This window comes from Streptomyces sp. SAI-127 (genome assembly GCF_029894425.1).
Taxonomy (GTDB): Bacteria; Actinomycetota; Actinomycetes; order Streptomycetales; family Streptomycetaceae; genus Streptomyces.
In genome coordinates this window covers 4,074,754-4,099,211 of record NZ_JARXYJ010000001.1, presented here as the reverse complement: position 1 = coordinate 4,099,211, position 24,458 = coordinate 4,074,754, and the positions used below count along the sequence as shown (strand labels likewise).

Below are 24,458 nucleotides of genomic sequence, written 5' to 3'. Positions count from 1 at the left end.
GGGCTCATCACGCTGCGACGGCCTCCTCTGGACGGGTGGGACGAGACCGTACGCCGTTGTTCGACTGAAGCTCCCTTGGTCCGGCGTTGAACCTGCCTGTCCGTCTGGTCGCCGTCTCGTCCGGAGCACAGGTCGGGGACGTCACGACCTCCCGGCAGCCGCAGCACTGACAGGTCCGTCCGGGGCTCTTCCTGGCTCACAGACAGCCTTCTCATGCAGCTCTTATTCGTGGCTTATGGAGTCATCACGCGCCGTACCTAGCTTTCGGCCATGTTCTTCACCTACCTGAGGCGCGAACTGCGCCGCCGCAGAAAGGCGGCCCTCGTCGTCGCCTCCGGGCTCGCGCTCGGGATCGCGCTGGTCATCGTGGTCAGCTCCGTGTCGTCCGGCATGGGGAAGGCCCAGGACAAGGTCCTCCAGTCGCTGTACGGGCTGGGCACGGACATGACGGTCACCAAGGCCGCCCAGCCGCAGGCCGATTCGTCGGAGCGGCCGCGTTTCCGGTTCGACGCGCAGGACAACGGCTCCGACGCGGAGCAGAGCAGCGACCGGGTGCTGGTGCAGGGGTTCCAGACCCTGTCCACCTCCACGGTCTCCAAGGTCGACCAGCAGACCGGGGTCTCGGACGCGGTCGGCGGGCTGAGCCTGCAAGTCATCAAGATCAACGGCCAGTTCACTCGCGGCGAGTTCCAGCAGAACGGCAACGGGGGCGGTGAAGGCGGCGGCTTCGGCCGGAACGGCGGCGGCACCGGCCAGCCACAGGGTGAAGTGCGGGGCGGCGGCGCCGACTTCGACGTCAACAACTACTCCGTCTTCGGCACCGACGTCACCAAGGCGGCCCTCGGCCCGCTGACCTCCTCCAAGATCACCAGCGGCCGTACGTTCACGTCGAGCGAGACCGCCGCCAAGGTCGCCGTCGTCGACTCCGCGTACGCCAAGGAGAAGAAACTCAAGGTCGGTTCCACCGTCACCATCAAGAGCGTCAAGTTCAAGGTGATCGGTATCGCCACCGCGGACAGCGGGGACGCGGCCGCCAACGTCTACATCCCGCTCACCCAGGCGCAGACCCTCAGCGACTCGAAGAACAAGGTCACCACGATCTACGTCAAGGCGACCGACTCGCAGAAGATCGACTCCGTCAAGTCGACGATCCAGAAGAACATCTCGGGTACGACGGTGACGACCTCGGCGGATCTCGCGGACACGGTGTCGGGGTCGCTGTCGACGGCCTCCTCGCTCGCCACCAACGTGGGCAAGTGGCTCTCCATCGCCGTGCTCATCGCCGCCTTCCTCGTCGCCGGTCTGCTGACCTCGTCCGCGGTCTCGCGCCGGGTGCGGGAGTTCGGCACCCTCAAGGCGCTGGGGTGGAAGTCGGGGCGGGTGACCCGGCAGGTCGTCGGCGAGGCGATGGTGAACGGGCTGCTGGGCGGGGCGCTGGGCATCGCGCTGGGTCTGGCGGGCGCGTACGTCGTGACGGCCGTCAGCCCCACGTTGCAGGCCCAGTTGGGCGGCGGCGGTGGCGGCACGGGCGGTCCCGGTGGCGGAGGCTTCGGCGGTGGGTTCGGCCGTCAGGCGGCCGCCAGGACGCTGGACGTCTCCCTGACCGCTCCGGTCAGCCTTACGACGGTGTCGATCGCGGTCGGGCTGGCTGTGGCCGGCGGTCTCATCGCCGGGGCGTTCGGCGGCTGGCGCGCGTCCCGGCTGCGGCCGGCTGATGCGCTGCGGCGAGTCGAGTAGCAGCGTCCGTCGGGGCCGGCCGGGTGCCCAAGGGGCGCGGGGAACTGCGCGACCGGCCCCACCAACCCGCAGCCGAACACGAACCGCACCAGCCCGAACCCCACCCACCCCGGAGCACTCACATGTACGAACTCAGAAGCGTCACCAAGCGCTACTCCCGAGGCAAGGACACCGTCGACGCGCTCGCCGGTGTCGACCTCACCATCGCCGACGGGGACCGTCTCGTCATCCAGGGCCCCACGGGCGGCGGCAAGTCCACCCTGCTCCAGATGCTCGGCGGACTGGACAAGCCCACGGAAGGCGAAGTCGTGCTCGATGGCACCGACTTGGCCAAGCTGTCGGAGGCCAGGCTCACCAAGGTCCGCAGCGAGAACATCGGCTTCGTCTTCCAGTCCTTCAACCTCATCCCCACCCTCACCGCCCAGGAGAACGTCGAGACCGCCCTCGTACCCCTCGGCGTGAAGGGAAAGGAGCGACGGGAGCGGGCGGCCGAGGCCCTCACCTCCGTCGGGCTCGGCGAGCGCCTGAGGCATCTGCCCTCCGAGTTGTCCGGCGGACAGCAGCAGCGGGTGGCCATCGCCCGGGCCCTCGTCAAGCAGCCGAAGGTACTCCTCGCCGACGAACCCACCGGCAACCTCGACGAGTCGATGCGCGACGAGATCATGGACGTACTCGAACGCATGTGGAAGGAGCTGGGGCTGACCTTCATCATGGTCACCCACGACTCCGCCATCGCGAAGAAAGCCCCGCGTCTCGCCACGATCCGCAAGGGCAGGATCACGGTGAAGGAGAACGCCGCCTCCTGAGCGCGGAGCCTCAACTCCCCCTGAATCCGGCAGTCTTGTAACAGACTTTGCTGTCGGGCAGTTGTCTATTGAGGTCGTGATCACCCCTCGGCATACTTCGAGCACCGGGGGGTGCACGTATATACGTGCGAGTCTCCCCCCGCCCGGGTGAACGGGGAATTCACCCGGTCCTTCTGCAAGGGGGAAACTTGCGCAGACAAGTGAAAAAGGCATGCGCGGCCACGATCGCCGCGGCGGCCGCGGTAGCGCTCGCGGCGGGCATGACCAGCCCGGCGTCGGCGGACGCGCAGCAGACGGCGAGCGTCGCGCAGACCAACAAGGCGCAGCTCACGCCCAAGCACCGCATCACCCTGATCACCGGTGACCGCGTCGTCGTGGACGCCAAGGGCCGCGTCGTGGGCCTGGAGCCCGCGAAGGGCCGCGAGCACATACCCGTTCAGCTCCGCAAGGCCGACGGCCACACCTACGTGCTGCCGTCCGACGTCGTCCGCCTGGTGTCGAGCGGCAAGCTCGACCAGCGGCTGTTCGACGTCACCGAGCTCAACAAGGCCGCCACCCGCAAGTCCCAGAGCAAGGGACTGAAGGTGATCGTCGGCTACAAGGGCGCGGCGAGCACGGCCAAGGGCGACGTCCGGGACGCGGGCACGCTCCGCCACTCCCTGACCTCCCTGAACGCCGACGCGGTACAGACGCCGAAGGAGGACGCGCCCGAGCTGTGGGACGCCGTCACCAACGGCGACAAGACCGCCTCCGGCATCGCGCACGTCTGGCTCGACGGTGTCCGCAAGGCCAGCCTCGACAAGTCCGTGCCGCAGATCGGCGCCCCGACCGCCTGGGCCAAGGGCTACGACGGCAAGGGCGTCAAGATCGCCGTCCTGGACACCGGCGTCGACGCGACCCACCCGGACCTCAAGGACCAGGTGATCGCGTCGAAGAACTTCTCCACCTCCGCCGACGCGACCGACAAGTTCGGCCACGGCACCCACGTCGCCTCCATCGCGGCCGGTACCGGCGCGAAGTCGGGCGGCAAGTACAAGGGTGTGGCGCCGGGCGCCAAGCTGCTCAACGGCAAGGTGCTCAGCGACGACGGCTACGGCGAGGACTCGGAGATCCTCGCCGGCATGGAGTGGGCGGCCGAGCAGGGCGCCGACGTCGTCAACCTCAGCCTGGGCGGCGGCGACACCCCCGAGATCGACCCGCTGGAAGCCGAGGTCAACAAGCTCTCGCAGACCAAGGGCATCCTGTTCGCCATCGCCGCCGGCAACGAGGGCGACTTCGGCGACCAGACCATCGGTTCCCCGGGCAGCGCCGCCTCGGCCCTGACCGTCGGCGCGGTCGACGACAAGGACAAGCTGGCGTCCTTCTCCAGCACCGGCCCCGGCCTCGACGGGCAGATCAAGCCCGACGTGACCGCGCCCGGCGTGGACATCACCGCGGCCGCCGCTCCCGGCAGCCTCATCGCCAAGGAGGTCGGCGAGAAGCCGGCCGGTTACCTCACCATCTCCGGTACGTCGATGGCGACCCCGCATGTCGCGGGCGCGGCGGCGATCCTCAAGCAGGAGCACCCGGACTGGGACTACGCCGAGCTGAAGGGCGCCCTGACGGGCTCCACGAAGGGCGGCAAGTACACCCCGTTCCAGCAGGGTTCGGGCCGTATCCAGGTCGACCAGGCCATCAAGCAGACCGTCATCGCCGACCCGGTGTCGGTGAGCTTCGGCACGCAGTCGTGGCCGCACACCGACGACAAGCCGGACACCAAGAAGGTGACGTACCGCAACCTCGGTACGAAGGACGTCACGCTGAAGCTGTCGTCGACGGCCACCAACCCGAAGGGCCAGGCCGCTCCGGCCGGCTTCTTCAAGCTGGGCGCCACCACGGTGACGGTCCCGGCGAACGGCGGCACGGCATCCGTCGACCTCATCGTCAACACGAAGCTGGGCGGCACGCTCGACGGTGCCTACTCGGCGTACGTGACCGCGACGGGCGGCGGCCAGACCGTCCGCACGGCGGCCGCGGTGCAGCGCGAGGTCGAGTCGTACGACGTCACGCTGAAGGTCCTCGGCCGTGACGGTCAGCCGACCAAGAACTACTCGAGCGACCTGAGCGGTATCTCCGGCCTCGGCAACGGCAAGTGGTACACGCCGTACGACGAGGACGGCACCGTCACCGTGCGCGTGCCCAAGGGCGGTTACGTCCTCAGCACCACGACCTTCGTGGACCCGGAGGACGTCACCAAGGGCACCGACTGGCTGGTCCAGCCGAAGCTGAACGTCACCAAGAGCACGACGGTCACGCTGGACGCCCGCAAGGCCAAGCCGGTCGACATCACCGTGCCGGACGCGGCCGCCAAGTCGGAGTTCGCCTCGCCCGGCTTCCAGATCGAGACGCCCAACAGCGGTTACGGCTTCGGCTGGTTCCTGGACTCGTACGCGGGCTTCAACACCGCGCACATCGGTCCGCAGGTGACCGACGGCTCGCTCACCCAGCAGTTCGACGGCCACTGGAGCAAGGGCGCCACCGAGCAGTACGACACCGTCGCCGGCGGCAAGGTCAAGCAGTTCGCCACCGGTTACACCAAGCACTACAAGGCGAGCGAGCTGGCCAAGGTGAAGGTCGGCATGGGCGCCGCCGCCAGTGGCAAGAAGGGCTCGATCAACGCCGTGGGCTGGCTGCCCGGCTCCTTCTCCGCCTCCTCGATGGGTATCCAGCAGACCCTGCCGGGCACCCGCACCCTGCACCTGTCCACCCTCAGCGGTGTGAAGTGGCAGATGGACTTCGAGCAGGACGGTGGCGTCGACCCGGACGGCTTCCCGCTCGCCGAGGCGTTCTACACGCTCGGTGCCTCGCAGTCCTTCCAGGGCGGCAAGTCCTACGGGAAGACCTTCAACACCGCGGTCTTCGGCCCGCATCTCAACGCCGACTTCGGTCTGTTCCGCAACGGCAACGAGATCCTCGGCTCGCTCCCGCTGTTCGCGGACGGCCAGGGCCACGCCGGCTCGTCGCTGTTCACCTCGGTCAACACGACGCTGTACAAGAACGGCGTCAAGGTCGGCTCGAACGACGACCCGCTGTTCGGCGAGAAGACCTTCAAGGTCCCGGCCGGCCAGGCCTCGTACAAGCTGACGACCTCGGTCAAGCGCAGCGTCAAGGTCGCGGCGGCCTCCACCCGGATCGACGCCAGCTGGACGTTCTCGTCCAAGAAGACCGCCGACTTCACCAAGCTGCCCGCCTCCATGGTCCGCTTCAACGCGGCCACGGGTCTGGACAGCAGGGTCGAGGCCGGTAAGACGGTCAAGATCCCGCTGACCGTCGAGGGCTCCGCCAAGGGCTCCAACCTGAAGTCCCTCGCGGTGTACGTGTCGTACGACTACGGCCAGACCTGGAAGAAGGTCACGGTCTCGGGCGGCAAGATCACCGTGAAGAACCCGGCGAAGGGGAAGGCCATCTCCTTCCACGCCAAGATCGCCGACAAGAAGGGCAACAAGTCGACGATCTCGATCTACAACGCCTACTACGGGAAGTGACCTGTAGGAAGCGGTAGTTGAGGGGCCCGTCGGAAGCACCGCTTCCGGCGGGCCCCTCGCGTGCCTCAGCCCGCCGTCCAGGGCCGCAGCTTTTCCGGGTTCCGTACCGCCCAGATACGGGTGACCCGGTCGTCCTCGACATCGAGGGCGAGGACCGCCTGGACGGTGTCGTCCACCTGGACCACCAGGCCCGGCCGGCCGTTCACCGTGCGTTCCAGGAGGGCCGTCTCGGGGGCGCCGGTGAGGAGACCGGCCAGGAAGCGGGCGATCGGCTCACCGCCGTGCAGCGGGACGGGCAGGGCGGTGACGAGGCCGCCGCCGTCGCTGGTCGCCACGGCGTTCGGGTCGAGGAGCTGGACGAGAGCGCCGATGTCCTTCGCCTGCCAGGCCTCCTTGAAATCCCGCACCACGCCCGCGTGCCGGGCCGTCGACGTCGTGGGGGGCCGGGCCTCGCCCACGCGCCGGCGGGCCGAGACGGCCAGCTGACGGCAGGCCGCCGGGGTACGGCCGACGATCTCCGCCACGTCGGCGAACGGGTAGCGGAAGACGTCGTGCAGGACGAACGTCACCCGCTCGGCCGGGGTCATCGACTCCAGCAGCACGAGGAAGGCCATCCCGACCGACTCGTCGAGCGTGACCCGGTCGGCGGGATCCACCGGGGTGCCGGCCCACTCCGTGCTGTCCGGCACAGGCTCCGGGAGCCACTCACCGACGTACCTCTCCCGCCGGGCCCGCGCCGAGCCGAGCACGTCCAGGCAGATCCGCCCGGCGACCGTGGTCAGCCAGCCGCCCGGCGACCTGATCGCCGCCTGCTGCTCGGGCGGCATGGCGTACCAGCGGGCGTACGTCTCCTGCACGACGTCCTCGGCGTCCGCGAGGGACCCGAGGAGCCGGTACGCGAGATTGATCAGCCGGCGCCGCTCACCCATGATCGCGCTCAGGGCCGGCTCGGACGGTGTGCTCATGACGGTCGCCTCCTTTGCCGGTACGACGAGACCACACCCCGAAAAGTGAGGTCCTCACATTCTCGGTGGCCGTGTCGTCGTAGCGGAGAGACCGAGGAGGAACCATGACCGATCTGCGGGCCATCGCCGACCGCATCGAGATCCAGGCACTGGCGGGAGAGTTCACCGACGCGGGGATGCTGCGGGACTACGACCGCCTCGCCGCGCTGTTCGCCGAGGACGGCGTCCTGCGGATACCCGCCGCCGGCGTCGAGTTCACCGGCCCCGAGGAGATCCGCGAGGGGATCGAACGGCTGCGGGGCGTGTGGGAGTACTTCGTGCAGACCGTGCACCCGGGAGTGGTCGGGGTCGACGGCGACAGCGCGTACGGACGGGCGTACATCGTGGAGTTCGGGCGGATGCGCGACGGCAGTTCACACGCCAACCACGCCCTGTACCACGACCGCTACCGCCGCACCCCGGACGGCTGGAGGTTCACCGAGCGCTCCTACGAGATCCGCTACCTCGACACCACCGCGCTCACGGGCGCCCCGCCCGAGCCCGGACTGACCGTGTCCCTTCCCGCCGGGAGCGCCGAGGCATGACGGCCACGACCGGAGCCGGAGAGCTGACCGGCGACTACGTCCTCGACACCGCCCGCACCCGGCTCGGCTTCGTCAGCCGGTCCCTGCTGGTCATGAAGGTGCGCGGGCGGTTCGAGGAGTTCGAGGGGAGCGCCCGTCTGGACGGTGACGACCCCTCGCGGTCCGCCGTCCGGCTCACGATCCGGGCCCGGAGCATCCGGACCGACCACGACAAGCGCGACGAGCATCTGCGCGGCGGCGACTTCCTGGACGCGGACCGCCACCCGCTCCTCACCTTCTCCTCGACCGCCGTGGCACCGGCCGGCCCGGGGTTCCGGGTCACCGGCGACCTGACCGTGCGGGGCATGACCAGGACCGTCGTCCTCGACCTCGAGCGGACCGGCACCGGGACCGACCCCCAGGGTGCCCTCCGGCTCGGATTCGCGGCCAGGGGCACCCTCGACCGCGGGGACTGGGGGATCACCTGGGGGCGGGGCATGATCGCCGGGAAGGTGGCCCTGGAACTCGACGTGGCCGTGGTCCGGCGCGGCCCGGGGTGAGCCCACAGCGAACTCCGTGTCGGAGGGGCAGCTTCCGGCGGGGTGTCCGTGTTTGTGTGAGGCCATGACCACAGAGACCGTCGAGTACATCCGCTACCACATCCCGGAAGACCGCTCGGCGGAGTTCCTGTCCGCCTACACGCACGCCGCGACCCAGCTGGCGGCGGCCCCGCAGTGCGTCGACTACGAACTGGCGCGCTGCGAGGAGGACTTCGAGCACTTCGTCCTGCGCATCACCTGGACCTCCACCGAGGACCACCTGGAGGGCTTCCGCAAGTCGGAGCTCTTCCCGGACTTCCTCGCCGAGATCCGGCCGTACATCGAGAACATCGAGGAGATGCGCCACTACAAACCGACGACGGTCCGCGGCCGGGGCGCCGCCGTGCCCACCCTGTTCGCGTGGGCGGGCGGCGCGGAGGCCTTCGGCCGGCTCACCACGGTGTTCTACGAGAAGGTCCTGGCCGACGATCTACTGGCCCCGGTGTTCGAGGGGCTGGCCCCCGAGCACGCCGAGCACGTCGCCCTCTGGCTCGCGGAGGTCTTCGGCGGCCCGGCCGCCTACTCCGAGACCCAGGGCGGCCACGGCCACATGGTCGCCAAGCACCTGGGCCGTGGCATCACCGAGCCGCAGCGCCGCCGCTGGGTGAACCTCATCCAGGACGCGGCCGACGAGGCCGGCCTGCCCACCGACGCGGAGTTCCGCTCGGCGTTCCTCGCCTACGTGGAGTGGGGCACCCGGCTCGCGGTCCACTTCTCAGGACCGGACGCCACGCCGCCGGCGGAGCAGCCGGTGCCGAAGTGGAACTGGGGAGCGGCGCCGCCGTACCAGGGCTGAGACCGGCTCAGGAGTGCGCGGACTCGCCCGCCCGGGTCGCGTCCGCGCCCCAGCTCGCCAGCAGCCTGAGCGCCTCAGCCGACGGCGAGCCCGGTTCCGCGTGGTAGGTGATCAGGGCCTGCTCGGTGCCGTCGGACAGGGGGAACGACTCGAAGTTCAGGGTCAGGTCACCGACCAGCGGGTGGCGGAGCTGCTTGACGCCGAAGTTCTTCTCCTTGACGTCGTGCGTGGCCCACAGCCGCCTGAACTCCTCGCTCTTCACGGAGAGCTCGCCGACCAGGGCGGACAGCCGCGGGTCGTCGGGATGGCAGCCGGCGTCCATGCGCAGGTAGCTGACCACGTCGCTGGCCTTCTGCTCCCACGGCACGAACAGGTTCTGGTACTCCGGCCGCAGGAAGATCAACCGGGCCCAGTTCCGCTCCTGCGCCGGGAGCTCGGCCCAGTCCCCGAAGACCGCCGCCGCCATCCGGTTCCAGGCGACGATGTCCGACCGCCGCCCCGAGACGTACGCCGGAACGTTGATCGAGTCCAGCAGCTGCCGGATCGACCCGCGCACCTGCTCGGTGCGCGCGGTCGTCTTCTTCTTGTGCTGTTTGGGCTTCGCCAGATGCGTGAGGTGCGCGCGCTCGGCGTCGGTCAGCCGGAGCGCGCGGGCGATGGCGTCCAGGACCTCCGCCGAGACATTGCGCCCGTTGCCCTGCTCCAGGCGCGTGTAGTACGCCACCGAGACGCCCGCCAGCTGCGACAGCTCCTCGCGGCGCAGCCCCGGTACCCTGCGGTGCCGTCCGAAGTCCGGCAGCCCCACGTCCTCCGGCTTCAGCCGGGCCCGCCGGGTGCGCAGAAACTCGCTGAGCTCGGCGCGCCGGTCCAGTGAGCGGCCCCCGGGCAGTTCCTCGGCCATGTCGTCCATACGTCAAGTATTCACGGTCGTACGCCCACCATCCTGTCCCCGCCAGTAGTAGGACCGCCGAACGTACGCAAAGCTGTGGCCTGGGTGGGCGTCGATTCATGGGGCAGGCTGTGGAGCGTGCCCGGACGGATGGACAAGACAGAAGGCAGCCGGGCACGCACTCTCCCGAGGAGAACCACCCTCATGACCACTGTTGCCGCATACGCCGCCCCCGCCTCGAAGGCTCCGCTGGAGCGCACCACCATCGAGCGCCGGGCGGTCCGCGAGCACGACGTCCTGATCGACATCAAGTTCGCCGGCATCTGCCACTCGGACATCCACCAGGCCCGCGAGGGCTGGGGCGAGGCCATCTTCCCGATGGTCCCGGGCCACGAGATCGCCGGCGTCGTCTCCGAGGTCGGCCCCGGCGTCACCAAGTACCAGGTCGGCGACCGGGTCGGCGTCGGCTGCCTGGTCGACTCCTGCCGTGAGTGCGACAACTGCAAGGCAGGCCTCGAGCAGCACTGCACCGGGGGCTCGGTCGGCACGTACAACGCCATCGGCAAGGACGGCGAGCCCACCTACGGCGGCTACTCCGAGAAGGTCGTCGTCGACGAGAACTTCGTCGTCCGGATCCCCGAGGGCCTGGCCCTCGACGAGGCCGCCCCGCTGCTGTGCGCCGGCATCACCACGTACTCCCCGCTCAAGCAGTGGGGCGCCGCCCCCGGCAAGAAGGTCGCCGTGATCGGCCTGGGCGGTCTCGGCCACATGGGCGTCAAGATCGCGCACGCGCTCGGCGCCGAGGTCACCGTCCTGTCGCAGTCCCTGCGCAAGAAGGACGACGGCCTGAAGCTGGGCGCGGACCACTACTACGCGACCAGCGACGAGAACACCTTCAAGGAGCTGGCCGGCACCTTCGACCTCATCCTCTCCACGGTCTCGGCCCCGCTGGACTTCGGCGCCTACCTGAGCCTGCTCAGGACGGGCGGCGCGCTGGTCAACGTGGGCGCCCCCGAGGAGCCCATCGCGCTGAACCTGTTCTCCCTCATCGGCGGCAACAAGACCCTCGCCGGTTCGATGATCGGCGGCATCGCCGAGACCCAGGAGATGCTCGACTTCTGCGCCGAGCACGGCATCGGCTCCGAGATCGAGCTGATCGCCGCGTCGGAGATCAACGAGGCGTACGAGCGGGTCGTCAACAGCGACGTGCGCTACCGGTTCGTGATCGACACGGCGACGATCTGATCCGCATGGCGTGAACGAAGGGCCCCGGTCTGATGCCGGGGCCCTTTGGCGTGCAGGTGGGGTGTGCCGGGGGGGGGCTTCGGTGTGCGGCTGGGTCGTGCCGGAGATGCTTCGGTGTGCGGCTCGGTCCCGCGGGAGGGCCTTCAGCGCACGGCTCACTCCCGCGGGGCGGGGCTTTGGGCGTACGGCTTGCTTCCGCCGGGGGCCTTCGGTGAAAGGCTCGCTCCGCGGGAGGGCCTTCGGGGTACGGGTCGTTTCGGCGGGAGGTGCCTCGGTGTACGGGTCGCTCCTGCGGGGCGGGGCTACGGGCGTACGGCTTGCTCCGGCCGGGGGCCTTCGGGGCACGGCTCGCTCCCGCTGGAGGTCCTTCAGCGTACGGCCGTCCGCCGACCCAGCAGCCACAGCAGATACGGTCCGCCGACCAGCGAGGTCAGCGCACCGACCGGGATCTCCAGCGGGGGCAACAGTGTCCGCGCGGTGAGATCGGCGGCTACCAGAACGACGGCACCCGTCAGCGCCGAGCACAAAAGCGGCAGCTGGGGCGTCCGGGTGAGCCGCCGGGCCAGCTGCGGCGAGGTCAGCGCGACGAACCCGATCGGCCCCGCGGCACCGGTCGCGGTGGCGGCGAGCACCACCCCGAGCACGGTCAGCCCGAGCCGCACCCGGTCCACCCGCACGCCCAGCGCGGCGGCGGTGTCCGCGTCGAGCCCGAGCGGCCGCACGGCCCTGCTCGCCCACGCCAGCGCGGGCAGACACACCAGGAGTACGACGCCCAGGGGCCCCGCCTGCTGCCAACCCCGCCCGTTGAGGCTCCCGGTCAGCCACAGCTTGACCTGCTCGGCGGCCTCGAGTTCGGAGTCGGTGAGATACAGCTGCACGACGGCGGACAGGGCGACCCCGATCCCCACACCGACGAGCACGAACCGACCGGTCTGCATACCGCGCCGCCAGGCGAGCACGTAAACGAGGGCTGCTGCCGCAAGTCCGCCCCCTACCGAGACGAGGGGCATGGCCCCGGGTGAGGAGACGACCCCGGTGGCAAGGGCTAGCACGGTCGCGGCGGCCGCCCCGTGCCCGACGCCGATCACGTCGGGGCTGGCCAGAGGATTACGGGTGACGGTCTGCACGAGCGCCCCGGACAGCCCGAAGGCCGCCCCGACGAGAGCGCCGAGCACGATCCGGGGCACGCGGAGTTCGTTGACGACCAGGTCGTAGGGGCCGGATCCGCTGCGAAGGGTGCGCCAGACCTCGGTGGGGGAGATGTACGTCTGGCCGAGGGAGGCGGAGGCGGTCATGACGGCGAGGAGGAGGGTGAGCAGGACGAGGGCGACGAGGACGGACCGACGGTGGATGACGAGCGACAACCGGGGATGGGGCCGCAGGACAAGGGTTCGGCTGCGCGACCGGCCCCCACCGGCCCGCAGTCGCGAGACCACCTGGCGAGGTACCTCCGTAGGCGCCGCAGCACTCCGGGAACCGTTCACGACACAGCCCCCCGACGCCGTACGAGAACCACCAGCACAGGCACCCCCACCAGCGCGGTCATGACACCCGCAGGCACCTCCGCGGGAGCCCGCACGACCCGCCCCACCACATCCGCCCCCACCAGCAACGCGGCCCCGAGCAACGCCGACAGCGGCAGCACCGCCCGGTGCCCGCCCGACACGAGCCGCCTGGCCAGATGCGGCACCGCGAGCCCCACGAACGCGATCGGCCCCGCCGCGGCCACCGCCGCCGCGGTCAGCAGCGCCGCCCCCAGCGCCGCGGCCCCCCGCACCCACGAGACCCGGTGCCCGAGCGCCCGAGCCGTCTCGTCGCCCAGCGCCAGCGCGTCCAGTCCCCGCGCGCACCCAAGCACCAGCACAGCCCCGACGACGAGAAACGGCAGTACCCGTACGACCGTCCCCGCGTCCCGTCCGCTCAACGCCCCCACCTGCCAGAACCGGAACTGGTCGAGGGTCGCCGAACTCGACGTCAGGACAACGGTCGTGCCCCCGGCGGTCATCGCCGACAGCGCCGTCCCCGCGAGCGCCAGCTTCACCGGCGACGCCCCGCCCCGCCCCCGAGCCGCGATCCCGTACACGAGGCAGGCCGCGAGAACGGCTCCGGCGAAGGCGTACCAGACATACCCGGAGAACCCGTTCGTGAGCCCGAGCCCGATGGCGGCCACGACCCCCGCCGCGGCCCCCTGACTCAGCCCGAGGATCCCGGGATCGGCGAGCGGATTGCGCGTCACGGCCTGCAGCGCGGCCCCCGCGACTCCCAGCGCCGCTCCCGCCGTCAGCCCGATCTCGGTCCGCGGCACCCGCAGCGACCGTACGACGAGCGCGTCCGGCGACCCACCGCCGTGCAACAGGGCGTCCACGACGGCGGACAGCGGCACCGCCCGGGTCCCGACCGCGAGGCTGAGCATCCCGGCGCAGGCCACCGCGAGGACGGCCGCAGGCCAGGCGAGACGACGTATCACGCGACTACTTGCCGATGGCGTCGGCGAGTTGGGAGATGACGAGCCGCGCGGCGGACGGGCCGGCGTTGAGGTACCAGGGGTCGTCGTCGACTTTCACGGCCTGCCCGGCCGTCACCGCCTTCATCGACTTCCACAGCGGCCCGGCCACGACGCTCTCGGCATCCGTCTTCGACGCGTCCCCCTGCACGGAGTAGAAGATCCAGTCCCCGTCGGCGGTGTCGATGCTCTCCGCGCCGATGTCCTCCGAGATGGCCTTGAACTGCTGGGACTTGGGCCGGGAGAGCCCCATGTCGACGGCGATGGACCCGGTGAACGAGGACACGCCGAACATCCGGGTGCGGTCGGGAGTGAAGCGGACCATGGAGACGGCCGGGTCGCCCTCGATCATCTGCCCCTTCGCCCGGGCGTCGTCGACGATGTCGTCCAGCAGCTTCCGCGCCGCCTCGCCCTTGCCGACCGCGTCGCCGACGAGCAGCAGGTCACGCTTCCAGTTGATGCCGTTGCCGGCGGTGATCACGGTGGGCGCGATCTTCGACAGCTTGGGGTAGAGGTCGCCGAGGGAGTCGTTGGCGAGGATGAGATCGGGCTTGGCGGCGGCGAGGGTCTCCAGGTTGGGGGCCTGCCGGGTGCCCGCGTCGGTCATGCCGTCGAGCCGCTTCTTGTCCGTGGGGAAGGCGTCCGCGAGATAGCCGGGCACGAGCCCGGCGTTGTCGGCGCGGGTGGTGGCCGTGGGGACGACCCCCAGGGACAGCAGGTCGTCGAGCTGCCCGGTGCTGAGCACGGCGATCCTCTTCGGCCGGGCCTCGACCGTGGTCCTGCCCTCGAAGTGCGTGACCGTGCGCGGGAACGTCCCGTCGGTGTCCTGGTCGGAGCCCATACCGTCGGCGAGGGTGCTCGGTGCGGCGGAGGGGCCTTCGGAGGCGCCCAGCACGGGGTTGCGGTCACCGGCCGCCTTGTCGGCGGTCCCGTTCGTCCCCGACGAGGACGACGAGCAGCCGGCGAGCAGCCCTCCGACGACGGTCGCGGCCACGACGGCCTTCACTGCTGCTGCACGCACGGTTGCTCCGGGGAAGTACTGGGGCCGATGGGCCTGAGACTGTGGGGGAGGTTTGCTAAGGCAAGGCTTACCTTAACCCGTGGCGGAGTAGCCTCTGAACGAGGAGGTAGCGATGACCGTTCAGCTTGTTTCTTGCAAGGAACCCCGGGCGTTCACGCCCGGGAGGAATCGCATCCTGGATCAGGCGGCGCGGAGCGGCCGGGTCACTGGTTCGCTCGAGGGTCCGGCACGCGACCGTGTGTCACTCGTTCAGGTGATCAACTTCGAACGTGCGGTGGTCTGTCGAGTGGGTGTGTACGTTCGGTGCTTGTGAAGCTGGTGGTGCAGGTCAGGCTGCTGCCGACGCCCGAGCAGGCGGCGGCACTGGAGGCAACCCTGCGCGCCTGCAACAAGGCCGCCTCCTGGGTGAGCGAAGCGGCCTTCGCGCGCGGTGAGTTCAAGAACTTCGCCCTGCGCCGACACACCTACGACACCGTCAAGTCCCGCTGAGAGCTGGGCGCCCAGGCCGCCCAGCACGTCTCAAGAAGACATGCGACGCGTACACCACCCTGAGGGCGAACCTGAAGGCCGGAAACCTCGGCAGGCCCGGCTCCACGCGCTACCGCCGTGCCGCCGAGAAGCCGGTCGTCTTCCGCCCGCAGGGGGCGCAGCCTTACGACGACCGCATGCTGTCCTGGCAGATCCCGGATCGAACGGTGTCGATCTGGACCACTGGTGGGCGGCTCAAGAGCGTTGCGTTCACCGCCTCGACTGAGCAGCTGGCCACCCTGGACCTGTACCGCAAGGGTGAGTCCGACCTGCTGGAGCGGGACGGCATGTGGTTCCTGAACGCCACCTGTGAGGTGCCCGAAGCCCCCTTGAACACCGAGCCGGTGGACTTTCTCGGCATCGACCTGGGCATCGTGAACATCGCCACCACCTCCGACGGCGAGATCATGACCGGGCGCGAGCTCAACCGGATCCGCGTCCGTGAGCGCGGCCTGCGCGCCAAGCTGCAGAAGAAGAACACCCCGTCCGCCAAGCGCCGGCTGAGGAAGCGGCGGCGCAAGGAAGCGCGGCGGGCCAAGGACATCAACCACAAGATCGCGAAGCATGTGGTGGCCGAGGCGGAACGCACCGGTCGCGGGATCGCCCTGGAGGATCTGACGGGCATCCGCGAGCGGGTACGGCTTCGAAAGCCCCAACGGGCCACCCACTCCAGCTGGTCCTTCGCCCAGCTGGGGCAGTTCATCGCGTACAAGGCACGTCGGGCGGGGGTTCCGGTGGTGCACGTCGATCCGGCGTACACCTCCCGCGCCTGCGCCGAATGCGGCCACATCGACAAGGCGAACCGGGTCTCGCAGGCCTGGTTCGCGTGCCGGAGCTGCGGATTCGTTGATCACGCAGACAGCAACAGCTCCCGCAACATCCGCGCCAGAGCGTGGGAGTTGTGGCGACGCGGGGCCCAGTCAGCGGCCCCTGCCCCGCCCCGGACACCTCGGGGCGGGACTGGACGCAAACGCAGCATCACCGCCAGTGATGCCCGTTGTGCAAGCCCGGCGCTTTAGCGCTGGGTAGTTGACCTGAACCACACCATCGTCGCCGCACACGACAAGCACGCCTCGGCCCGCTTCCTGGCCGACATCCTGGGCCTGAGGGTGAGCCCGCAGTATGGCCCCTTCGTCCCGGTCGAGATCCCCAACGGCGTGACCCTCGACTACATGGACACGAGCGACGAGATCACGCCCCAGCACTACGCGCTCCTCGTCACCGAGGACGACTTCGACACGATCTTCGCCCGGGTCCAGGAGGCGGGGCTGACCTACTGGGCGGACCCCTTCCACCACCGCCCGGGCGAGATCAACCGCAACGACGGGGGCCGGGGCGCGTACTTCGACGATCCCAACGGCCATCGGCTGGAGATCCTGACGAGGCCGTACGGCAGCGGGGGCTGACGTTCTCCGAGGGGCACGGGCGGGTCAGCGGGCCGTGCATCAGCCCTTCGCCCCACCGGCCAGGAAGGCGCCCAGGCTGTCGAGAAGCATGGTGCTGCCCTGCTCGGCCATGTCGCGTTCCTCGACGGTGTCACAGGTCTGGCGGAGCACGATCTGCGTACTGCGGTCGCCCTGCTCCTCGAGTTTCATGGTCATGACCGCGGGCGCGGGCTTGCCGGGTACGTCCATACCGACCACCAGAACGCGGTTCTCGTCGACGTCGAGATAGGAGCCGGTCAGCGGGAACTGTCCGCCGTCGGGTGTGACCATCGTGGCCTTCCACGCGCCGCCCGGCCGTACGTCCATCTCGACGGAGCCGGGAGCGGCGTAGGCCCACTGCGCGTACTGGTCGGCGGTGGTCCACGCCCGCCACACCCGCGCCGCCGGAGCGTCCAGCGTTCGGGTCAGCTCGTAGGAGAAGCCGTTGGCCGGGGTCGTCTGCTCGGTGCTCATGCTTCGTCGCCTCGTTTCATGCCTCGCGGAACTGTCGCGCCTGTAGACGTCCGCGGGCACGAGGACTCATCGGTGTGCCGGGCTTTTTCGTCCGGTCTCGGGGTGCGCCCCGCGTCGGGGGCGCACCCACTGTCTACCGAGTGCCGTTGCCGGCGAACGTCCACACGGCATGGCTGCCGGGGCCGACGGTGAGGGTCGAGTGGCCGATCTGCTCCACGTGCCGGTCCTTCTCGGGCCGGTTGAGTGACATCTCGACCCGCTGCAACCCCTCTTGTTCGCGCGGGACGGCGTCGAACCTGATCGTGGTGCCGCCGCCCTCCGCGACGACGCCACCGCCCGGCACGTTCTTGACGGCGAACCCGCCGGCCCGCAACAGCGGCACGTTGTCGGCGAGGTCGCCCTCGGTGACGGCGAAGCGGACGTAGGTCACGTCACGCATCAGGTGGGTGCGGTAGTCGTCGGACAGGACACGCTCCCTGCCGACGTCGCCGGGGAAGCTGGCGGGCTCGGTGTTGCTGCGAGGGTCGGCGAAGTACTCCGGCCGGTACTCCATCGCCCAGGCCTGGAAGGCGTCGTACTCGGTGGTGGGGAGGATGGCGTCGAACCACGGCACGGGTACACCGTCACCGAAGTCGCGGGTCTGGAGGAACTCGACGGGGTCGGCGACCCCCTCGCTCTTCAGTCGCTCGGTGACCGTCGCCAGGTCTCCGTCCCGTTCGGTCGACAGGCCGAGCCCGCCGGAGCCGAGGGTGCCGTCCGGGCCGGCGATGTCACCGACTCCGAACAGTTCCAGGTAGGTCTGGCGGCCCATCAGGTAGCGGCCGGTCCAGGTCTGTCCGCCGGTACCGGTCGTGGTGCGGACCTGGAAGTTGGCGAAGTCCCTCAGGTAGTCGGAGTGTTCGATGGCATTGGCGGTCTCCCGGTCGAGAACCCCGTAGGAGTGGTTGTAGAACAACAACTGCCGGTCTGAAGAGGGCCGGCTCCCTTCGGCCTGTGCCGTCCCCACAGCACCCCCGAGCGCTCCGGTGACGGCCAGAGCGAGTACGACGATCATCCGTAATGTCCGATGAATCAGCATGCAGGCGATCGTAGGGCGGGGAGGCTGCGGCCGCGGTTCATTTTCAACGAGGCCGAAATGCTTGACACCTGGGGTTCGACGAGGTGCCGCATGGCACCGCCCGACGGCCGTCGGCTCGGGCCACGGCGTGGGCGGTCGCCTCGAGGGACGGGACCGCTCCTCAGGACGGGACGGCGATGCCGGTCTCCGGCTCGTCGGTGCCCGGATCGTGTGACGGCTCCTGGAGCTGCTCGCGCACGTAGTTCCAGATCACCGCGATCAGCGCGGCGACCGGTACCGCGAGCAGACTCCCCACGATTCCGGCGAGGCTGCCGCCCAACGTCACCGCCAGCAGGACCACCGCCGCGTGAAGGCCGAGCCCCCGGCTCTGGATCATGGGCTGGAACACGTTGCCCTCGAGCTGCTGCACCACCACGATGATGGCCAGCACGATCAGCGCGTCCGTCAGGCCGTTGGAGACCAGCGCGATGAGAACCGCGACGAAACCGGCGAAGAAGGCACCGATGATCGGCACGAACGCGGAGACGAAGGTCAGCACCGCCAGCGGGAGCACCAGCGGAACCCCCAGGATCCACAGGCCCAGGCCGATCAGGACCGCGTCGATCAGGCCGACGGCCGCCTGGGAACGTACGAAGGAGCCCAGCGTGTCCCAGCCGCGCGCGGCCACGGTCGGGACGTCGGTGGAGAGCCGACCGGGCAGCTGACGGGCGAGCCACGGCAGGAACCGCGGGCCGTCCTTGAGGAAGAAGAACATCAGGAACAGGGCCAGGACGCCGGTGACCAGGCCGTTCACCACGGTGCTCACTCCCGTGACGACAGCGCCGACCATGCTGCCGAGACCGTCCTGCGCTCGGGAGACCGCGGAGTCGAAGGCCTTGTCGATCTGGGCGTCACCGATGTTCAACGGCGGCCCGGAGGCCCACTCGCGCACCTTCTGGACGCCGTCGACCACCCCGTCGGTCAACTCGCCGGACTGGGACGCCACCGGCACCGCGATCAGGGCCACGACCCCCGCGGCGACCAGCAGGAACAGCACGGTCACCGTCGACGCCGCGAGAGCGGGCTTCCACCCGCGGCGCAGCAGGAAGCGGGTCGGCGGCCAGGTCAGCGTGGTCAGCAGCAAACCGATCACGAGCGGCCACACGACCGACCACATCCGGCCCAGGACCCACAGGCTCACCGCGAGCATCAGCAATATGAGCAGCAACTCCGCGGAGGCCCGCGCCGACGTGCGCAGCGCTGAGCGGGTTCTCGTGGAACTCAAGTTGGAGGTCACGGGGGGACCCTATGGGTACTCACGTCACACCGGCACCATGGCTGCGTCACCCTGCGGCCGTGGAATCGCCCGGCGCCCTCGCGCGTTGTGGGGGAGTGGGCAGCGGGCAGGGGTGTCGGCGTTGTGCCGGCCGAGCGGCTCGAGTGAGCAGATATGGGAGGACAGCGATGGCTGCGCAGACACAGAGGGCCGTGTTGGCGGGCGGATGTTTCTGGGGCATGGAGGAACTGATCCGCCGGCTTCCGGGCGTGACGGCGACCAGGGTGGGATACACCGGGGGCGACGTGCCGAACGCGACGTACCGCAACCACGGCACGCACGCGGAGGCCATCGAGATCCTCTTCGACCCCGAGAAGACCGACTTCCGCACGCTCCTGGAGTTCTTCTTCCAGATCCACGACCCGAGCACCAAGAACCGCCAGGGCAACGACATCGGCCTCAGCTACCGCTCGGCGATCTACTACGTGGACGACGAGCAGAAGCGGATCGCCGAGGACACGATCGCGGACGTCGACGCCTCGGGTCTGTGGCCGGGCAAGGTCGTCACCGAGGTGGAGCCGGTGGGCCCCTTCTGGGAGGCCGAGCCCGAGCACCAGGACTACCTCCAGCGTTACCCGGACGGTTACACCTGCCACTTCCCGCGCCCGGGATGGCGGCTGCCCGCCCGCGCGGAGGGCTGACCGCGAGGCGGGCCCGCAGGCCTGCTCCGCCGCGGCGAGATCCGTCACCGTGCCTCGCGGAGCCGAAGAAGATACGTCGCGGTCAGCGCGACGGCCGGGTCGGCGTCGTACGACAGCTCCACGAGGGCGCGTGCGGCCGTGGCTCCGGGGATGTCCGCCAGCGCCTGGGTCAGCCGGGCGCGGGCGGGCGCCTCGGCGGCGCCGTGGGCGAGGCGGCCGACGAGCCCGGTGGCGATCCGTTCCGCGGTCGCGGTGTCGCCCGCCAGCATGCTCAGTGCGTCGGCCGCGTCGGTGTCGTTCCGCCCCGCCACGATCATGTCGATGAGCGCCGGGACGGCATCGGCCACGCCACGCGTCCCGAGCGCCAGCGCCGCCTGGCCGCGGACCACGGCATCGGGGTCCGCGAGAGCCTCACGCAACCCGGCGGCGGGCTCCTCACCCGGCATCTCGGCCAGGGACCGAACGGCACGTTCCCGTACCGCGGCCGACGGTGAGCCGAGACCCTCCGCCAGCAGTGCCGCGCTGCCGTCGCCCGATCGTGCCAGCGCCCATCGAAGGGCTCCGGCGACGTTCGGATCCGTCTCCCTGAGGACCGCCTCGACCAGGGCCTCCACCGGCACGCGCGGATCTCGTCGACCGAGGACAGCGCGGCACGCTGGCGGGCGGCGGCGCTCTTCGACCCCAGCGCCCGAAGCATCACGACGACCTGGAGTACGTCCTCCCAGCCGGCGGGTTCCGCGGCATCGATCCGGCGGAGCCGCGTGAGCAGCTCGGTCTCGGCCGCGATGCGTTCGCGCGTCTGACGGATGAGGTCCTCGACGAGCGCCGAGGGTGCGAAGCCGGGATCGTCGAGCGCGCGTCCGATCTCACGCAGCGACAGTCCCAGCGACCTCAGGCTCTCGATGTGGAAGATCCGCCGGATGTCGTCGCCGGAGTACTCCCGATACCCGGAACCCGTACGACCCGAAGGGCGCAGCAGGCCGAGCGACTCGTAGTGCCTGAGCATGCGGGCACTGACCCCGGACCGTCGCGCCACCTCACCGATCAACACGCCCTATCGTCCCTCCCGGCCGTTCCCGCCGAGGGCCACTACGCGCTTCGCCTCCTCGATCGCGAACTCGAATCCGGCATCAGGGTCGCTCAGCAGCCGTTCCGTGGCCAGCGCGTGCGTGCGCACATGTCGGTCAGGGGCCGTCGTCGCGGCACGCAGTACCGGCAGCACGACCTCACCCAGCGCGACCAGCGCCCTGCTGAGGCTCAGCTGCGTCTCGCGCTCGCCGCGGCCGAGCTGTGTCGCCAGTACCGTGGCCAACCCGGACTCCTCGCCTTCCGGCACCAGCACGACCGCGGTCCGCCAGGCACTGCGCGCCACCTCGTCGTCGCCGTCGGACAGGAGCGCCCTGGTGATCGCAGGCCAGGCCCGCCGGTCCCCGATCTTGGACAGCGTGTGCAACGCCTGGCTCCGCGCCTGCGCACGCTCCGAGCCGACTTCGCGGAGCAGCGCGGGGAGCGTCACGGACACCGGGTGGCGGGTCAGGGCCCAGGTGAGCATGTCCCGGACGTAGAACTCGGGTTCGACCCCGCACCGCTCGACGAGCCTGTCGACGAACCGCGGATCCGGCGCCGTACCGACCGCGAGGGCCGCCCGCAGCCGTACGGAGGAACGACCGTCCTCCAGCCCCTGAAGCGCGCGCACCGCCCCCGCGTCCTGTTCCCGTTCCTGTCCCTGTTCCGTCATGGTCACCGAGACCACCTCCTGAGCAGGCAGTGAAGGGCTTGTCACGGTGTCAAGGTCAAGCGCACCGAACCCGAATCACGGACGCGGCGGGCGCCTCCACAGGGATACGTCGCTGCTCGTCGCCACGGCGAGGGTGCGGCCGGAGGGGGAGAAGCCGACGGCCCGGAGCTCGGAGTAGTCGGAGTGGAAGACGTGCCACCACCGCTCGCCGTGCGGACCACGGTGGGGCATGCCGCTGCCCTGGGAAAGCAGGACGCGGTGGTTGGGCCAGACCGGCGAGACGACCTCCACATGCCAGCCGTCGGCGGTGGTGGAGTGGAGTCCACCGCCGTACAGCCCGGCGATGTGCACCCTGCCGCCGGCGACCGGCCCGAGGCCGGGGCAGGTCAGATCCGCTGCCGCATCCGGCGTGCCGGTCTCGGGATCGGGGTCCCGGTCGCGGGCGATCCTCGCGCCGGTGAGGGCGTCGAAGAGACCGTGACCGGCGGTCGAGACGACCATCAGCAGGTCGTTGCCGCTGTCGGGGTGCGTGGCGAACCCGATCCCGAGCAGCCCTCCGACGGCGGCGCACGGCTCGAACACCGGCTGCCAGGGAGCGGGCGCGGGAAGCACGGGGACCGCCGCCAGCCGGTCCCGCAAGTCCCGCTGGTAGGGGGAGGGTTCCGTCACCTCACCATGATCCCCCTCCGGTGGGTCGCGCTCAGGCCTGCGCAGTGGGCCGTACGACGATCTCGCTCACATCGACCGTCGCGGGCTGTTCGACCGCGAACGCGATGGCCCGGGCGATCGCGTCGGGAGGGATCGCGATCTCGTCGCGCATCTTCGTGATCTCCGCCCTGACCCGGCTGTTGGAGGACGCCTCGGCGAACTCGGTCGCGATGGGACCGGGCGAGACGGTGGTCACCCGCACGGACTCGCCCGCCTCCTGGCGCAGCCCCTCGCAGATGGCCCGGACCGCGAACTTCGTACCGGCGTAGACCGCCATGGTCGGGACGACGCGGAACGCGGCCGTGGACGCGACGGTGACGAAGTGACCGCCGCCCTGCGCGCGGAAGACCGGCAGCGCGGCGCCGATCCCGTGCAGCACGCCCTTCACGTTGACGTCCACCATGTGGTCCCACTCCTCGACACGCAGATCGTCGAGGGGAGAGATGGTGCCGACCCCGGCGTTGCCGACGAGCACGTCGAGCCGGCCGAAGGACTCATGGGCCAGCGCGACCAGGGCGTGCAGGTCGTCCCGCCGGGTCACGTCGGTGCGGATCTGTACGGCCGTACCGCCCGCCTTCTCGATCCGGGCCACCAGCTCCGCCAGCCGCTCGGTCCGACGGGCGCCGAGAACGAGCCGCGCCCCACGTTCGGCGAGCAGGAGGGCGGTCGCCTCGCCGATGCCGCCGCTCGCTCCGGTGATGGCCACGACTTTGCCGTGGAGTCCGTCGGTCTCGGCCATGATGCGGTCCTCTCGTGGTGTGCGGTCTGAGCTCTCACCTCAGTCTCGCCAGGGATTAGCCTGGTATCCAGAGTGTGTTTATCCTGGAATCAGAGGTGCTACGCGTCATGTCCGAGCAGCCCGACCGCCGCACCCAACTGGGCAGCTTTCTGCGCAGCCGCAGGGAGCGCCTCACTCCTGACGAGGTCGGTTTGCCCCGCACCGGCCGCCGTCGGACGCCGGGCCTGCGCCGGGAGGAACTGGCCCTGCTGGCCGGGATGAGTGCCACTTGGTACACGTACCTGGAGCAGGGGCGGGACATCCGCCCCTCCGAACAGGTGCTGAACGCGCTCGCGGCAGCCCTGCGGCTCGATGCGCACGAGCGTGATCACCTGTTCCACCTCGCCGGGCACGGCCCGGCGACACCCGGGCCCGAGGAGCCCGAGGCGCTCACCAGGGAAGCGGCCGCGGTCCCTCACCTGCTCCAGCCGAACCCGGCGTACGTCATCGCCGGCAACTACGACGTCCTGAGCCACAACCAGGCGGCCGAAGAGCTCTTCCCGGGCCTTGTCGACGACACCGGACGCCCGCCCAACTTCGTTCGCTGGGTCTTTCTGGAGCCGGTCGCCCGGTCCGTCGTCATCGACTGGGAACCCGAGGCCCGCGGCCTCCTCGCCCGCCTCCGCACCCTGTCCACCCGCCACCCCGACGACCCCCGCTACACCCGCCTGGTCCGGGAACTGCACGAAGGCAGCCCCGAAGTAAGGGCCTGGTGGCCCCAGTACGACATCCAGCCCCGCCACAGCGGCCGCAAACGCCTGCACCACCCACTGCACGGCCCGACCGAGTACGCGTACACCGCGTTCCACCTGGCCGAAGCGCCGGAACAGACACTCGTGGTCTATGCCGACAGCTCCACCACCGAAAGCCTCGAACGGCCGACCGCACACCACACACGACGCCGATGATCACCGGGACACAGCCCATCGAGGGTCACGGCGACGCCCGACGGACGTGACGCACCTCGGCCTCAGCCGTCGGCAACGCACCGGCCTGACCAGCGCGCGCCTTTATCGGCTGATCAGCAACGGAGGTGGGCCGTGTCCCCATGGATGCGCTATGGCGTTCGCGTGCCGGCTCCCGTCAGGGTCAGGACCCCGCACGACCGCCCACGCCTCGAACAGCG

The 24,458-nt window shown here is 70.2% G+C and carries 21 protein-coding genes and 2 pseudogenes; 11 read left to right on the top strand and 12 right to left on the bottom strand.

Features of this window, described 5'->3' with window-relative positions:
* The first annotated feature begins 270 nt into the window (after positions 1-270).
* The 3 genes from M2157_RS18570 to M2157_RS18560 all read left to right on the top strand — a co-directional run bounded on the left by M2157_RS18570 (position 271) and on the right by M2157_RS18560 (position 6,067).
* Positions 271-1,737, top strand: a complete 1,467-nt coding sequence (locus M2157_RS18570) for an ABC transporter permease (RefSeq protein ID WP_280865753.1) — start codon at positions 271-273, stop codon at positions 1,735-1,737.
* A 122-nt stretch (positions 1,738-1,859) separates the two neighbouring features.
* Entirely contained in the window at positions 1,860-2,543 is a 684-nt protein-coding gene (locus tag M2157_RS18565; protein WP_266521617.1) for an ABC transporter ATP-binding protein, read from the top strand.
* 200 nt (positions 2,544-2,743) lie between these two features.
* The gene (locus tag M2157_RS18560; RefSeq protein ID WP_280868233.1) at positions 2,744-6,067 is read left to right on the top strand and encodes a S8 family peptidase; all 3,324 of its coding nucleotides are present in this window, start codon (positions 2,744-2,746) and stop codon (positions 6,065-6,067) included.
* A 65-nt stretch (positions 6,068-6,132) separates the two neighbouring features.
* Here the strand turns inward: M2157_RS18560 and sigJ are convergent, their stop codons facing one another.
* Positions 6,133-7,032, bottom strand: coding sequence for an RNA polymerase sigma factor SigJ (gene sigJ, locus M2157_RS18555; RefSeq protein ID WP_280865752.1), 900 nt, complete (start codon positions 7,030-7,032; stop codon positions 6,133-6,135).
* 104 nt (positions 7,033-7,136) lie between these two features.
* Between sigJ and M2157_RS18550 the strand changes: the two genes are divergently transcribed.
* From M2157_RS18550 to M2157_RS18540, 3 genes are all read left to right on the top strand, one after another.
* Complete coding sequence (locus tag M2157_RS18550) at positions 7,137-7,616, top strand: nuclear transport factor 2 family protein (protein WP_280862886.1); 480 nt, start codon at positions 7,137-7,139, stop codon at positions 7,614-7,616.
* The gene (locus M2157_RS18545) at positions 7,613-8,155 is read left to right on the top strand and encodes a YceI family protein (protein ID WP_280862885.1); all 543 of its coding nucleotides are present in this window, start codon (positions 7,613-7,615) and stop codon (positions 8,153-8,155) included. Before M2157_RS18550 ends, M2157_RS18545 begins: the two co-directional genes overlap by 4 nt.
* Positions 8,156-8,219: 64 nt before the next feature.
* On the top strand, positions 8,220-8,990 hold the full coding sequence (locus tag M2157_RS18540; protein WP_280862884.1) for an antibiotic biosynthesis monooxygenase: 771 nt from the start codon (positions 8,220-8,222) through the stop codon (positions 8,988-8,990).
* Positions 8,991-8,997: 7 nt separating this feature from the next.
* Here M2157_RS18540 and M2157_RS18535 read toward each other — a convergent pair whose 3' ends face one another.
* The gene (locus M2157_RS18535; RefSeq protein ID WP_266521631.1) at positions 8,998-9,900 is read right to left on the bottom strand and encodes a helix-turn-helix transcriptional regulator; all 903 of its coding nucleotides are present in this window, start codon (positions 9,898-9,900) and stop codon (positions 8,998-9,000) included.
* A gap of 183 nt (positions 9,901-10,083) precedes the next feature.
* Here M2157_RS18535 and M2157_RS18530 point away from each other — a divergent pair, with 183 nt between their 5' ends.
* The gene (locus M2157_RS18530; RefSeq protein WP_266521634.1) at positions 10,084-11,124 is read left to right on the top strand and encodes an NAD(P)-dependent alcohol dehydrogenase; all 1,041 of its coding nucleotides are present in this window, start codon (positions 10,084-10,086) and stop codon (positions 11,122-11,124) included.
* Positions 11,125-11,492: 368 nt separating this feature from the next.
* Here M2157_RS18530 and M2157_RS18525 read toward each other — a convergent pair whose 3' ends face one another.
* The 3 genes from M2157_RS18525 to M2157_RS18515 are packed head-to-tail and all read right to left on the bottom strand — an operon-like array spanning position 11,493 to position 14,648.
* Positions 11,493-12,548 carry an iron ABC transporter permease gene (locus M2157_RS18525; protein WP_280868232.1) on the bottom strand — a complete coding sequence of 352 codons (1,056 nt, stop codon included), beginning with the start codon at positions 12,546-12,548 and terminating at the stop codon, positions 11,493-11,495.
* 56 nt (positions 12,549-12,604) lie between these two features.
* The gene (locus tag M2157_RS18520) at positions 12,605-13,537 is read right to left on the bottom strand and encodes an iron ABC transporter permease (RefSeq protein ID WP_280868231.1); all 933 of its coding nucleotides are present in this window, start codon (positions 13,535-13,537) and stop codon (positions 12,605-12,607) included.
* Positions 13,538-13,595: 58 nt separating this feature from the next.
* Complete coding sequence (locus tag M2157_RS18515) at positions 13,596-14,648, bottom strand: iron-siderophore ABC transporter substrate-binding protein (protein WP_280862883.1); 1,053 nt, start codon at positions 14,646-14,648, stop codon at positions 13,596-13,598.
* A gap of 309 nt (positions 14,649-14,957) precedes the next feature.
* On the opposite strand from M2157_RS18515, the pseudogene M2157_RS18510 reads away from it, so the two are divergent.
* Together M2157_RS18510 and M2157_RS18505 are read left to right on the top strand one after the other, a co-directional pair.
* Positions 14,958-16,195, top strand: a pseudogene (locus tag M2157_RS18510) (transposase).
* A 15-nt stretch (positions 16,196-16,210) separates the two neighbouring features.
* On the top strand, positions 16,211-16,582 hold the full coding sequence (locus tag M2157_RS18505) for a VOC family protein (protein ID WP_280868230.1): 372 nt from the start codon (positions 16,211-16,213) through the stop codon (positions 16,580-16,582).
* A gap of 39 nt (positions 16,583-16,621) precedes the next feature.
* On the opposite strand, the gene M2157_RS18500 is transcribed toward M2157_RS18505, so the two are convergent.
* The 3 genes from M2157_RS18500 to M2157_RS18490 all read right to left on the bottom strand — a co-directional run bounded on the left by M2157_RS18500 (position 16,622) and on the right by M2157_RS18490 (position 19,428).
* Positions 16,622-17,074, bottom strand: coding sequence for an SRPBCC domain-containing protein (locus tag M2157_RS18500; RefSeq protein WP_266521643.1), 453 nt, complete (start codon positions 17,072-17,074; stop codon positions 16,622-16,624).
* 133 nt (positions 17,075-17,207) lie between these two features.
* Positions 17,208-18,128 (bottom strand): DUF5829 family protein, encoded by a 921-nt coding sequence (locus M2157_RS18495; protein WP_280868229.1) that lies wholly within the window; start codon positions 18,126-18,128, stop codon positions 17,208-17,210.
* Between the two features lie 184 nt (positions 18,129-18,312).
* The gene (locus M2157_RS18490) at positions 18,313-19,428 is read right to left on the bottom strand and encodes an AI-2E family transporter (protein WP_280862881.1); all 1,116 of its coding nucleotides are present in this window, start codon (positions 19,426-19,428) and stop codon (positions 18,313-18,315) included.
* 167 nt (positions 19,429-19,595) lie between these two features.
* On the opposite strand from M2157_RS18490, the gene msrA reads away from it, so the two are divergent.
* On the top strand, positions 19,596-20,108 hold the full coding sequence (msrA, locus tag M2157_RS18485; RefSeq protein WP_266560245.1) for a peptide-methionine (S)-S-oxide reductase MsrA: 513 nt from the start codon (positions 19,596-19,598) through the stop codon (positions 20,106-20,108).
* A 44-nt stretch (positions 20,109-20,152) separates the two neighbouring features.
* Here msrA and M2157_RS18480 read toward each other — a convergent pair.
* The 4 genes and pseudogenes from M2157_RS18480 to M2157_RS18465 all read right to left on the bottom strand — a co-directional run bounded on the left by M2157_RS18480 (position 20,153) and on the right by M2157_RS18465 (position 23,293).
* Positions 20,153-21,159: pseudogene (locus M2157_RS18480) on the bottom strand (MerR family transcriptional regulator).
* A 3-nt stretch (positions 21,160-21,162) separates the two neighbouring features.
* The gene (locus M2157_RS18475) at positions 21,163-21,846 is read right to left on the bottom strand and encodes a HEAT repeat domain-containing protein (RefSeq protein WP_280865751.1); all 684 of its coding nucleotides are present in this window, start codon (positions 21,844-21,846) and stop codon (positions 21,163-21,165) included.
* Positions 21,847-21,921: 75 nt separating this feature from the next.
* Positions 21,922-22,515 carry a hypothetical protein gene (locus M2157_RS18470; protein ID WP_280865750.1) on the bottom strand — a complete coding sequence of 198 codons (594 nt, stop codon included), beginning with the start codon at positions 22,513-22,515 and terminating at the stop codon, positions 21,922-21,924.
* Between the two features lie 31 nt (positions 22,516-22,546).
* Positions 22,547-23,293, bottom strand: a complete 747-nt coding sequence (locus tag M2157_RS18465; RefSeq protein ID WP_280865749.1) for an SDR family oxidoreductase — start codon at positions 23,291-23,293, stop codon at positions 22,547-22,549.
* A 107-nt stretch (positions 23,294-23,400) separates the two neighbouring features.
* Between M2157_RS18465 and M2157_RS18460 the strand changes: the two genes are divergently transcribed.
* On the top strand, positions 23,401-24,240 hold the full coding sequence (locus M2157_RS18460; RefSeq protein ID WP_280862877.1) for a helix-turn-helix transcriptional regulator: 840 nt from the start codon (positions 23,401-23,403) through the stop codon (positions 24,238-24,240).
* Positions 24,241-24,458: the final 218 nt, after the last annotated feature.